Raw genomic sequence first — 11,526 nt, 5'->3', positions numbered from 1 at the left:
AAAAATGCTCGGCCGCACCAAGGGCCTGCTGAGCGCCGATCAGGAACCGCTCATCCACCTGCTCGAAGCGCAGGCGGCGATGATTGAAGGCCGCTATGACGACGCGCGGAAGAAATTCGAGCTGATGGCCGACGACCCGGAAACGCGCGAACTCGGCCTGCGCGGCCTTTATCTCGAAGCCCGCCGCCTCGGCGCCAACGAGGCCGCCCGGCAATATGCCGAGCGCGCCGCCGAAAAGGCGCCGCAGCTGCCCTGGGCGACGGAAGCCGCCCTCGAATACCGCTCGGAAGCCGGTGACTGGGACGAGGCGCTGAAACTGCTCGGCGACGGCCGCTCCGGCTCGGCTGAGGAGAAAAAGACCTATGCCCGCCGCAAGACCGTGCTGCTCACCGCCCGCGCCGCAGCTAAGCTCGACGCAGATCCGAAGGGTGCCCGCGAGGATGCGCATCAGGCGTTGAAACTCGACGAGACTTTCGTGCCGGCCGGGCTGATCGAGGCCAAGGCCTATCTGCGCGAGGACAACCTGCGCAAGGCCGCGTCGATCCTGGAAAAACTCTGGAAGACGACGGCGCATGGCGACGTGGCGAAGCTCTATGTCCGCGCCCGCAGCGGCGATTCCGCCGCCGACCGGCTGAAGCGGGCGGAAAAGCTGGAAGCGATCCGCCCGAACAATGCCGAGGCGCTCTATGCCGTCGCGGAAGCAGCACTGGAGACACGCAATTTTGCGCTGGCCCGCGGCAAGGCCGAGGCGGCCGCCCGCCTTGCGCCGCGCGAAAGCGCCTTCCTGCTGCTGGCCGATATCGAGGATGCCGAAACCGGCGACCAGGGCCGCATCCGCCACTGGATGAACCAGGCGCTGAAAGCCCCGCGCGATCCGGCTTGGACGGCCGACGGCATCACCGCCCCGGAATGGCGCGCCGTCTCGCCCGTCACCGGCCGTCTCGACGCCTTCGAGTGGAAGACGCCGGTCAGTGCGCTGGAAGGCCCGGTCGAGGAGGGCTCGACGGATGCCGTCGACGAGGCGATCCGCACCCTGCCACCGCTCGCCATCGAGCAGAAGCCGGCCGTCAAGGTGGAGGAGGTCGTGAAGGTCGAGAAGGTGCCGGTGGAAAAGCCCGTCGTGGTGGCCGCCGTCGTCGAGAAGGCGCCCGTGGTGGTGGAAAAGGCCAAAGACGAGGCACCGGTTCAGGAGGAGGAACGCCCGTTCTTCGGCCTGCCGGATGATCCCGGTGTCAAGGAAGGCGCAGCCGTCAAACGGGATGGAACCAGCGGCTTCCGGCTGTTCTGATTGTACTAGGGCTTGAGGGAACGGGGCTAAAACATCGATGTTCGAACGCTTGCAGCAGTTTCTGGCGAGCCTTTCCGGCGGCGACAGCAAACCGACCTTCGCCGCCGACGATCCGCGGGTTGCGGTCATGGCGCTCTGCATCCAGGTGATGGAGGCGGACGGCCAGGTTTTGGATGTCGAGAAGAAAGCGCTGCACGACCATTTCAGCGAGCTTTACAGCGTCGATGAAAAGGAACTGGCAGCGCTGCTCGATGCCGGCGTCGATGCGGAAAGCGAGGCGATCGACTTCTTCCGCTTCACCTCCGAATTGAAGCGCCAGCTTTCCGAGGACCAGCGTGTCGGCCTCATCGGCCTGCTCTGGGAAATCGTCTATGCCGATGGCGAGCGCAGCGAGATGGAGGACCACGCCATCTGGCGTATCGCCGACCTGCTCGGCGTCTCCGGCCGGGAGCGCATCATGAAGCGACAGGAAGTGGCCGAACGAGTGGGCGCGGTGGCGCATGGGGAGCCGGACGAGGCCTGAGCCATGCTCGATTTCCCGCGAAAACCGCGCGCCAAACGCCCCGTTCTGATCGTGCTGCACCAGGAGACCTCCAGCCCCGGCCGTGTGGGGCAGATCCTGCAGCAGATGGGCCACGCGCTCGACATCCGCCGCCCCGTGCTCGGCGATCCCCTGCCGGAAACGCTTAGCCATTATGCCGGCGCCGTCGTCTTCGGCGGGCCGATGAGCGCCAATGACGACGAACCCTATGTGCGCCAAGAGATCGACTGGCTGAATGTGCCCTTGAAGGAGAAACGCCCCTTCCTCGGCATCTGCCTCGGCGCGCAGATGCTGGTGAAGAACCTCGGCGGCACCGTGTTCGGCCACACCGAGGGCTGGACGGAGATCGGCTGGTATCCGCTCGCGGCGACCGAGGCCGGCACGGCGCTGATGCCCTGGCCGGATATGGTCTATCAGTTCCACCGCGAGGGCTTCGACCTGCCCTCCGGCGCAACGCTGCTCGCCACCGGTCATCACTATGAAAACCAGGCCTTCCGCTATGGCGACAATGCCTGGGGCATCCAGTTCCACGGCGAACTGACGCTGGCCATGATGCACCGCTGGGTGGTGCGCGGAGCGCATCGCTTCGAGCTGCCGGGCGCCCAGACCGGCCGCCTGCATCTCGACGGGCGCCTGCTCTACGACGCGGCCCTACGGCTCTGGATGACATCCTTCCTCGACCGGATTTTTCACGAAGCCTGAGCCCCCTAAAAAATACCGGCACATTAAACATGTTACCGCACTGTCCGGCGCCGGCCTTGCTGGCAGGCCTTGCAATGGCTACATGTCGGGACGAAACCAATTGGAGACGTCAATGATAGCGGTCATCAACACCCTATTGTTCATCATCAGCATCGCATGGTTCCTGGTCATCGCCTCGGCGATCTTTTCCTGGCTCTATGCCTTCAATGTCATCAACGCGAACAATCAGGTGATCGCGACCATCGGCCGCTCGCTCTACCAGCTGACCGAACCGATCTATCGCCCGATCCGCCGCGTCCTGCCGAATTTCGGCGGCGTCGACCTGTCGCCGCTCGTCGTGCTGGTCATCCTGTTCTTCCTCGAACAGGTCATCCGCACGGTTCTGGCGCCCGCGGTTCTCTGACATTCGCTTCGACAATAAAAAATCCTCCGGATCGCTGGCGACCCGGAGGATTTGTTTTGAGGCCCGAAAGCGCGCCTGCGCTTACTTCGAGGCGTTGTAGCGCTCGACGGCTTCGAGAATCATCTTCTTGGCCGTATCGACGTTTTCCCAGCCGGCGATCTTCACCCACTTGCCGGGCTCCAGATCCTTGTAATGCGTGAAGAAGTGCTCGATCTGCTTGAGCGTGATTTCCGGCAGGTCGGTGTAGTTCTCGACCTTGTCGTAACGGCGCGTCAGCTTCGGCACCGGCACGGCGATGATCTTCTCGTCCTTGCCGCCGTCGTCTTCCATGACCAGAACGCCGATCGGGCGCACATTGATCACGCAGCCCGGAACGAGCGGGCGGGTGTTGGCGATCAGAACGTCGATCGGGTCGCCGTCTTCCGACAGCGTGTGCGGCACGAAGCCGTAATTGCCCGGATAGGTCATCGGCGTGTAGAGGAAACGGTCGACGACGAGCGCGCCGGCTTCCTTGTCCATCTCGTACTTGATCGGGTGGCCGCCGACCGGCACCTCGACAATGACGTTCACGTCTTCAGGCGGGTTCTTGCCAACGGAAATCGCATCGATACGCATGGGGGCTCCCTCAGTGAGATGCAGTGATTTTCGGGCTTCCTAATGCGAATCCCGCTGCGGCGCAACATGACTTTCGAATAGACGAGCCGGATGTGCCGTCTTCCTTGCAACCGGAGGATTTTTCATGCGCCTGACGCCGCTTCTGCTTTCCGTCGCCATCGCCGCATCCGCGAGCGCCGCCCGCGCCAACGAGAGCGCCTATACCGACCGCGACCTCGATGCCTGCAAGACGCTGTCCGAAGCATCAGAGGAAGGCGAGAGCGTCAGCCTGCAATGCGCCGGCTACAAGGGTCTTCCGGTCTATTTCAAGGAAGGTGATCTCCGGCAGAGCATCGCCTATGGCCCGGTCAGCAAGGCCTATATCGACGAAGCCTTCGAGACCTTCGGACCGTTCAACCACACCGGCACCAAGATCGAATGGCGGCTTGGCGCAAAGGGCACGCCGGTCGCGACCATCGTGCGCTGGTTCGTCGCCGATCCCGAGACGACGGGCGAAGCCGATTCCAAGACGGGCCAGTTGCTCGTCGTCTCCACGGTGGCGACGAAAGACAATCCGACGAGCTGCGTCGTCGGCTATGTCGATGCGCTGGAGAACAAGGATGCCAACACACTCGCCCGCGCGGTGGCGGATGACGAGGCGGCCGGCTTTGCCTGCGGCGTAAGCGAGCCGCAATGGCACGGCAAACGGGGAAAGCTTGCGGGCGAACCGTCACGCACCCTGCCGGGCGCCGCAGAGGAATAAAGGCCTCAGGGCCAGACGAAACCGATCTTCTTCAGTTCCTTGTCGCCGAAATTCTCCATGCCCTCGGCAATGTCGCGTCCGCCGGCGGAGCGGAAGAAGCGGTCGGCATGTTCGCTGTCCTCGAGGCACCAGGCGATCATGCCATTGCAGCCGAGCGACTTCAAAAGCCGCTGCGCCTCGCCGAACAGTAGCCGGCCAAGGCCGATGCCCTGATATTCCGGACGAAGATAGAGTTCGTAGATCTCGCCTTCCTGCGGCAGCGCGCGGGCGCGGTTGAGGCCGAGCGTGGCGTAACCGGCCACCGTGCCGGCGACATCGAGCACCAGCAGCGTCGCGGGACCGCGTGTCGCCTTGCGCCACCAGGTCTCGTTGCGACGGTCGACCATCTGGTTGAGCGCAATATGCGGAATGAGGCCGCCATAGGCCTGCAGCCACGACACCCGATGCGTCTCGGATATCGCGCGCGCGTCCTGCGGCTCGGCGCGCCGCACATCGATCGACAGTGTTTTCATAACACCACTCTTATTCCCGCACCGATTCCACCGGAATCCCGCGCCCGCACCAAGGCCTCCATTGCCCACAGGCGTGTTCCGGATGGCACGTCGAAAAGTTAACGCTTTTTTAACAAACGTCACAAGGCGTAAAACGATGGCACACACATGAAAAACCCCGGCCTTGCGACCGGGGTTCACATTTGTCTCAATTCGGAAAGAAGCGCTTAGGCCGCGCCGGCCGCCCGCTGCTTGTCGAATCGCTTGCGATCGTTGGCGTCGAGGAACATCTTGCGCAGACGGATCGACTTCGGCGTCACTTCCATCAGCTCGTCGTCCTGGATCCACGACAGCGCCCGGTCGAGCGTCATGCGGATCGGCGGCGTCAGCTTCACCGCTTCATCCTTGCCGGCGGCGCGGATGTTGGTGAGCTGCTTGCCCTTGAGCACGTTGACCTCGAGGTCGTTGTCGCGCGAGTGGATGCCGATGATCATGCCGGCATAGACCTTCTCGCCCGGCTCGATGATCATCGGGCCGCGGTCTTCCAGGTTGAACATGGCGTAAGCCACGGCTTCGCCCGAGCCGTTCGACAGCAGCACGCCGTTGACGCGGCCGCCGATGGTACCCTTAAAGGGCTGGTAGTCGTGGAACAGGCGGTTCATGATCGCCGTGCCGCGCGTGTCGGTCAAGAGTTCCGACTGGTAGCCGATGAGGCCGCGGGTCGGCGCCAGGAACTTCAGGCGAACGCGGTTGCCGCCCGACGGACGCAGTTCCGTCATCTCGGCCTTACGCTCCGACATCTTCTGCACGACGATACCCGAATGCTCTTCGTCGACGTCGACGACGACTTCTTCGATCGGCTCCATGGTGTTGCCGTCTTCGTCCTTGTGCATGACGACGCGCGGACGCGACACGGCAAGCTCGAAACCTTCACGACGCATGGTTTCGATCAGAACGGCCAGCTGAAGTTCGCCGCGGCCGGAAACGTAGAACGAATCCTTGCCTTCGGCTTCTTCGATCTTCAGCGCGACATTGCCTTCGGCTTCCTTGAACAGACGGTCACGGATGACGCGGCTGGTGACCTTGTCGCCTTCGGTGCCGGCCAGCGGGCTGTCGTTGACGATGAAGGACATGGTGACGGTCGGCGGATCGATCGGCTGCGCCGTCATCGCTTCGGTGACCGAAGGGTCGCAGAACGTGTCGGCGACGGTGCCCTTGGAGAGGCCGGCGATGGCGACAATGTCACCGGCATGCGCTTCGTCGATCGCCGTGCGCTCGATGCCGCGGAAGGCGAGGATCTTCGAGATACGGCCGGTTTCGATCAGCTTGCCATCTTGGCCCAGAACCTTGACGGGCTGGTTGGACTTCAGCGTGCCGGATGCGATGCGGCCGGTGATGATGCGGCCGAGGAAGGGGTTGGCTTCCAGGATCGTGCCGATCAGGCGGAACGGGCCTTCTTCGGTGGTGGGCTCGGGAACGTGCTTCAGCACGAGGTCGAGCAGCGGCGCCATGCCTTCGTCCTTCGGGCCTTCCGGATTGAGGTTCATCCAGCCGTTACGGCCCGAACCGTAGAGGATCGGGAAGTCGAGCTGCTCGTCGGTTGCGTCGAGATTGGCGAAGAGGTCGAAGACCTCGTTCAGCACTTCCTCGTGGCGGCCGTCCGGACGGTCGATCTTGTTGATCGCGACGATCGGCTTCAAACCAACTTTAAGTGCCTTGCCGACCACGAACTTGGTCTGCGGCATCGGGCCTTCCGAACTATCGACGAGAACGATGGCGCCGTCCACCATCGAGAGGATGCGCTCGACTTCGCCGCCGAAGTCGGCGTGGCCGGGGGTGTCGACGATGTTGATGCGAACGCCCTTCCACTCCACCGAGGTCGCCTTGGCGAGAATGGTGATGCCACGTTCCTTTTCGAGGTCGTTACTATCCATAACGCGTTCGGCGACGCGCTGGTTTTCACGGAAGGAGCCGGACTGCTTGAGAAGCTCGTCAACGAGCGTGGTCTTGCCATGGTCGACGTGCGCGATAATCGCGATATTGCGGATAGACATGGTTTAATCTCTGAGGTTCGGGGCGCGCAGGGTATAAGGGCGCCGTCTTCAATGGCCGGGCTCTTACATGTTTTTCCGCAAATGCGAAAGGGGCGGACCGCAACTCTGTTGCTCCGATGGCGCAGGGCTTCGCATCATGATGAACGCACGGGCGGCAACACGACGCGCCAAAGCTCCTGATCCTCCCGGTCCATCAGCCGCACCGTCATCTCCTCGCTCGACCCGTTGATATCGACGAGACCAAAGAATTGCAGCCCGGCCGAGGGCGGCAGATTGCTGTCGATGCCCCCCGAGGACGCCTTGATGAAGCGCACCTCCGGCCCGAAGGTCATGTCGAGCGGCTTCGGCCCATAGGTGCCGGAATGCAGCGGTCCGGAGACGAATTCCCAGAACGGATTGAACGCCTGGAATTTCGCCCGCGACGGGTCGTAGTGGTGCGCGGCCGTGTAGTGCACATCCGCCGTCAGCCAGACGACATTGTGAATGGCATTGTCGCGCATGAAGGAAAGGAGATCGGCAATCTCCCGCTCGCGCGCCGCCGGCGGGCCGTTCAACCCATCGGCCACGCCCTCGTAACCCAGGCTGTTGGCATAGTCGTCCCAGATGACGAGGCCGAGCGGCATGTCGCAGGCGATGACCTTCCAGACCGCCTCAGAGGCTGCAAGCTCTCGGCGCAGCCAATCCGCCTGCCGCCAGCCGAACAGGCCGTTCTCCGTGCCGCCCTTGTTGGGGCTGCGATAGGAACGCAGGTCCACGAAGAACACATCGAGCAGCGGCCCGTAGGCGACTTTGCGGAAGATACGGCCGGGTTCCGTGGCAAAATAGCGGATCGGCGTCATCTCGTGGAAGGCACGCCGCGCGCGCTGCTCGTAGATGCCGATATCCTTTTCCGGATAGCGCCGGTCGCCGGTCAGGTCGCTCGATTCCGACCAGTTGTTCAAAACCTCGTGGTCGTCCCACTGAAAGAAGGTCGGGCACTGGCTGTTGAAGGACAAAAGGTGGTCGTCGAGCAGGTTGTACTTCCACTGGCCGCGGAATTCTTCGAGCGTTCGCGCCACATTGCGCTTCTCGTCGGTGACGATGCGGTTCTTCCAGATGCCGCCGTCGCGCAGCGGAATTTCATCGGGTATCGGGCCGTCGGCATAGACCGTGTCGCCCGAATGGATGAAGAAATCCGGCTCGTGGCGCAGCATGGTCGAATAGGTCTTCATTCCGACATCGTCGATGCCCCAGCCTTGTCCCGCCGTATCGCCCGACCAGACGAAACGCACCGAGCGCTTGCGCATCGGCGCCGTGCGGAAACGGCCGACGACGGGCTCGGAGACGAGGTGGCTGGAATAAGGATCGTTTGCGGTGAAGCGATAGAAGATGTCCTGGTCCGGCAGGAGCCCTTCCAGCATCGCCTTGACGGCATTGTCGGAGGTGCCCATCGCCTTTTGAAGCGGCAGACGCGTGATGTCGAGAAAACTGTCGGTGGTCGAATATTCGAGCGTCACCTCCGCCGGCCGGTCCGTGCGCGCCCAGACCATGCCGGAGGAACAATCGACATCGCCGGATTGCACGCCATGCGAAAAGACCGGGCTGCCATGGCGCCGCGCATAATAGGGCACCGCCAGTGCCGAAGACGTCGCCAGCGCACCGGCCCCTGCGGTCAAGAGAAACGAGCGCCTTGTCAGCGTCTCGGGAACAATCGCCATGCCACCTCCGGCCAAGCCCGCGAATCGACGGGCAGAACATCGGGCCGAGACATGTCAGTCCGGTAACGGCAGGATGACGGTTCACCCAAGCTTTGGTGACGGGAGAATGACGCAGGCAGCCGTGCCGCCCGCGCCCGGTCTTGTCAGGCCGCCAGGCCCTTCTTCTCCAGCATGGCCTCCGGCGTCGGCAGCTTGCCGCGGAAGGCCTTGTAGGCATCCTCGGGATCGACCGAGCCGCCCACGGCGTAGATATAGGTCTTCAGCCGCGCCGCCATGGCGGGGTTGAAGGCATCACCCGTTTCCGTGAAGGCGGAGAAGGCATCGGCGTCGAGCACTTCCGACCACATGTAGGAATAGTAGCCGGCCGAATAGCCGTCGCCCGAAAAGACATGCTGGAAGTGCGGCGTCGCGTGGCGCATGACGATGGACTTCGGCAGGCCGATCTTCTCCAGCACCTCCCCCTGCACCGCCATCGGGTCCTCGACAGGCCCCCGCGTGTGGAACGCCATGTCGACCAGCGCCGAGGAGGTGAATTCCACCGTCGCGAAGCCGGAATTGAAGGTACGGGCGGCGAGAACCTTGTCGAGCAGCGCCTGCGGCATCGCCTCGCCGGTCTGGTAGTGCACAGCGTAACGCGTCAGGATTTCCGGCACCGTCAGCCAGTGCTCATAGAGCTGCGACGGCAGTTCGACGAAGTCGCGCGATACGCCCGTGCCGGACACCGAGGGATAGGTGACGTCCGAGAGCATGCCGTGCAATGCATGCCCGAATTCGTGGAACAGCGTGCGCGCGTCGTCGAGCGACAGCAGCGCCGGCTTGCCTTCGGCGGGTTTTGCGAAATTGCAGACATTGTAGATGATCGGGATCTCACCGACCGAACCGTTCGGCAGCGGCAGGCGATGCTGGCTCTGGTAGGAGCTCATCCAGGCGCCGGAGCGTTTGGAAGAGCGCGCAAAATAATCGCCGAGGAACATAGCGACCAGCCTGTCCTCGCGATCGCGGATTTCGAAGACCCGCACATCGGGATGATAGACCGGCACATCCTTCTTCTCGATGGCGCGGATACCGAACAGGCGCTCGGCAACATCGAAGCAGGCGTCGATGATCTTTTCGAGCTGGAGATAGGGCTTCAACTCGGCTTCGGAGAAATTGAACTTTTTGGCGCGCAGCTTTTCGGCGTAGTAGCGCCAGTCCCAGGGCATGACCTCGTGGTTGCGGCCCTCGTCCGCAATGAGCGTGGCAAGCTCCGCCTCCTCCTCGCGCGCCCGCGCCACGGCCTTTTCCCAGACCTGCATCAACAGCCCGTTCACCGCATCCGGCGTTTTCGCCATGGTGTTGTCGAGCTTCAGCGCGGCAAAATTCGCGTAGCCGAGCAGCTCGGCCTTTTCCGAACGCAACGAAAGCGTATCCTTCACGATGCCGCGATTGTCCGTCTCGCCGTCATTCTCGCCGCGCGCCACCCAGGCGCGGAACGCCTGCTCGCGCAGGTCCCGGCGGGCGGAGGAGGCAAGGAAGGGCTCGATGATCGAACGCGACAGGGTGACGGCATAGCGCCCATCCTGCCCGCGGTCCCGCGCCACCGACGCCATGGCGTCCTTCAGATAATCCGGCAGGCCGTCCAGCGCCTCGCCCTCGTCGAGGAACAGCGCCCAGCTCTTCTCGTCGGCAAGCACGTTCTGCCCGAATTTCGCGCCGAGACCGGCCAGCGTCTCATTGATCGCCGAGAGACGGTCCTGCTCGGGCTTCGCGAGCTTGGCGCCCGCCTTCACAAACCCCTTCCAGTGCCGCTCCAGCACGCGCACCTGCTCCAGCGAAAGGTTCAGGCCCGCGCGGCCTTCCCACAGTGCATCGATGCGCTTGAAGAGCGCGGCATTGGTGCCGATCTTCGAATAGTGCCGCGACATTTTTGGCGCGATGTGGCGTTCCAGCGCTTGGATCGTGTCGTTGGTGTTCGCACCGGCGCGGCTCCAGAACAGGGCAGAGACCCGAGACAGCGCGTCACCCGCGATCTCCAGCGCCACGACCGTATTCTCGAAGGTCGGCACGTCGGGATTGCCGGCGATCGCGTCGATCTCCGCCTCATGGGCCGCTAACGCCGCATCGAAGCTCGCCGCAAAGGCCTCGTCCCTTACGAGATCGAACCGCGGCAGGCCGTTGAGGCCGGTCCATTCGACGAGGGCGGGATCGATCGGCGTTTCGGTCATGGGAGATCCTTTCTGGCAAATCACTGTGCGGCGAATATAGGAACGGACGAGGGGCTTGGTACAGGGGAGCGGCACAAAAACCGGGAACAGAACCCCCGCTGCCGCGTTAGACCGGCTGCGGCACCCTGCCTCTTGACGCGGACGGCAACTTCGGTGAAAACAATCCGGTTCGCGGCCTTTTGACATCCTTGCCGCGACGAACCCTGGTGCCGGGCCCCTCTGGCGAGAGTTTTTACGGCGCTCTCGTGATGTCGGTACCGCCAGCAATTAGCCGGCGGATTCAAACGCACATGAACATCCTGACCATGCCTTACCCGCATGCCCGTCGTGGTATGCGCAATCTCACTTCCCGAACCTCCGTTGATATGGAGGCGCTGTCATGATCGGCAACGGCGAAGGCAAGACCACCCTCTCCTATCTCAAATGGGCCTTCATCTCGACGGTCATCGGCCTCGCGCTCGGCGCGTGGCTGGGCTGGCAGACGACCGGAACGATTTCCGGCATGGCGACCGTATTCTTCATCTGTACCGTTCTCGCGGTGCTGGAGATTTCGCTCTCCTTCGACAATGCCATCGTGAATGCCAACAAGCTCAAGGACATGACGCCGGTCTGGCAACACCGGTTCCTGACCTGGGGCATCGTGATCGCCGTCTTCGGCATGCGCATCGTGTTCCCGCTCCTGATCGTCGTCATCGCCGCCGGCATCGGCCCGATCGACGCGCTCATCCTCGCTGCCCGCGAGCCGGCGGAATATGCCCGCATCATGAACGAGGCGCATCTGCCCATCGC

At 63.2% G+C, this 11,526-nt stretch carries 11 protein-coding genes; 6 read left to right on the top strand and 5 right to left on the bottom strand.

What is annotated here, in order from left to right:
- From ACOZK4_RS26520 to ACOZK4_RS26505, 4 genes are all read left to right on the top strand, one after another.
- Positions 1-1,288: heme biosynthesis protein HemY (locus ACOZK4_RS26520; RefSeq protein ID WP_421594644.1), on the top strand; the 1,288-nt coding region annotated here is incomplete at its 5' end.
- Between the two features lie 37 nt (positions 1,289-1,325).
- Entirely contained in the window at positions 1,326-1,811 is a 486-nt protein-coding gene (locus ACOZK4_RS26515; protein WP_421594643.1) for a TerB family tellurite resistance protein, read from the top strand.
- Between the two features lie 3 nt (positions 1,812-1,814).
- Positions 1,815-2,531, top strand: a complete 717-nt coding sequence (locus tag ACOZK4_RS26510) for a glutamine amidotransferase (protein ID WP_421594642.1) — start codon at positions 1,815-1,817, stop codon at positions 2,529-2,531.
- A gap of 112 nt (positions 2,532-2,643) precedes the next feature.
- Positions 2,644-2,934: a YggT family protein gene (locus tag ACOZK4_RS26505; RefSeq protein WP_117371263.1), complete on the top strand. Its 291-nt coding sequence runs from the start codon at positions 2,644-2,646 to the stop codon at positions 2,932-2,934.
- A gap of 81 nt (positions 2,935-3,015) precedes the next feature.
- On the opposite strand, the gene ppa is transcribed toward ACOZK4_RS26505, so the two are convergent.
- The gene (gene ppa, locus ACOZK4_RS26500) at positions 3,016-3,549 is read right to left on the bottom strand and encodes an inorganic diphosphatase (protein WP_313527953.1); all 534 of its coding nucleotides are present in this window, start codon (positions 3,547-3,549) and stop codon (positions 3,016-3,018) included.
- Between the two features lie 124 nt (positions 3,550-3,673).
- Between ppa and ACOZK4_RS26495 the strand changes: the two genes are divergently transcribed.
- Positions 3,674-4,291: a hypothetical protein gene (locus tag ACOZK4_RS26495; protein WP_421594641.1), complete on the top strand. Its 618-nt coding sequence runs from the start codon at positions 3,674-3,676 to the stop codon at positions 4,289-4,291.
- 5 nt (positions 4,292-4,296) lie between these two features.
- Here the strand turns inward: ACOZK4_RS26495 and ACOZK4_RS26490 are convergent, their stop codons facing one another.
- The 4 genes from ACOZK4_RS26490 to ACOZK4_RS26475 form a co-directional block, all read right to left on the bottom strand.
- Positions 4,297-4,803, bottom strand: coding sequence for a GNAT family N-acetyltransferase (locus ACOZK4_RS26490; RefSeq protein ID WP_313527957.1), 507 nt, complete (start codon positions 4,801-4,803; stop codon positions 4,297-4,299).
- A 206-nt stretch (positions 4,804-5,009) separates the two neighbouring features.
- A complete protein-coding gene (gene typA / locus ACOZK4_RS26485; protein WP_421594640.1) occupies positions 5,010-6,836 on the bottom strand; it encodes a translational GTPase TypA in 1,827 nt (608 codons plus the stop codon).
- A 134-nt stretch (positions 6,837-6,970) separates the two neighbouring features.
- Entirely contained in the window at positions 6,971-8,533 is a 1,563-nt protein-coding gene (locus ACOZK4_RS26480; protein WP_421594639.1) for an alkaline phosphatase D family protein, read from the bottom strand.
- Positions 8,534-8,676: 143 nt separating this feature from the next.
- Positions 8,677-10,737: a M3 family metallopeptidase gene (locus ACOZK4_RS26475; protein ID WP_421594638.1), complete on the bottom strand. Its 2,061-nt coding sequence runs from the start codon at positions 10,735-10,737 to the stop codon at positions 8,677-8,679.
- Positions 10,738-11,116: 379 nt separating this feature from the next.
- Between ACOZK4_RS26475 and ACOZK4_RS26470 the strand changes: the two genes are divergently transcribed.
- On the top strand, positions 11,117-11,526 hold a 410-nt coding region (locus ACOZK4_RS26470; protein WP_421594637.1), incomplete at its 3' end, for a DUF475 domain-containing protein.

Source organism: Shinella sp. M27 (genome assembly GCF_049199905.1).
In the GTDB taxonomy this organism is placed as follows: Bacteria; Pseudomonadota; Alphaproteobacteria; order Rhizobiales; family Rhizobiaceae; genus Shinella.
The sequence above is the reverse complement of the archived record's forward strand: the minus strand, read 5'-3'. Positions and strand labels throughout refer to the sequence as shown.

Bases quoted from the DNA above. Each gene is read 5' to 3' on its own strand.
- ppa (WP_313527953.1), bottom strand. From the start codon at position 3,549: ATGCGTATCGATGCGATTTCCGTTGGCAAGAACCCGCCTGAAGACGTG.
- ACOZK4_RS26475 (WP_421594638.1), bottom strand. From the start codon at position 10,737: ATGACCGAAACGCCGATCGATCCCGCCCTCGTCGAATGGACCGGCCTC.
- ACOZK4_RS26490 (WP_313527957.1), bottom strand. From the start codon at position 4,803: ATGAAAACACTGTCGATCGATGTGCGGCGCGCCGAGCCGCAGGACGCG.
- typA (WP_421594640.1), bottom strand. From the start codon at position 6,836: ATGTCTATCCGCAATATCGCGATTATCGCGCACGTCGACCATGGCAAG.
- ACOZK4_RS26515 (WP_421594643.1), top strand. From the start codon at position 1,326: ATGTTCGAACGCTTGCAGCAGTTTCTGGCGAGCCTTTCCGGCGGCGAC.
- ACOZK4_RS26480 (WP_421594639.1), bottom strand. From the start codon at position 8,533: ATGGCGATTGTTCCCGAGACGCTGACAAGGCGCTCGTTTCTCTTGACC.
- ACOZK4_RS26505 (WP_117371263.1), top strand. From the start codon at position 2,644: ATGATAGCGGTCATCAACACCCTATTGTTCATCATCAGCATCGCATGG.
- ACOZK4_RS26510 (WP_421594642.1), top strand. From the start codon at position 1,815: ATGCTCGATTTCCCGCGAAAACCGCGCGCCAAACGCCCCGTTCTGATC.
- ACOZK4_RS26495 (WP_421594641.1), top strand. From the start codon at position 3,674: ATGCGCCTGACGCCGCTTCTGCTTTCCGTCGCCATCGCCGCATCCGCG.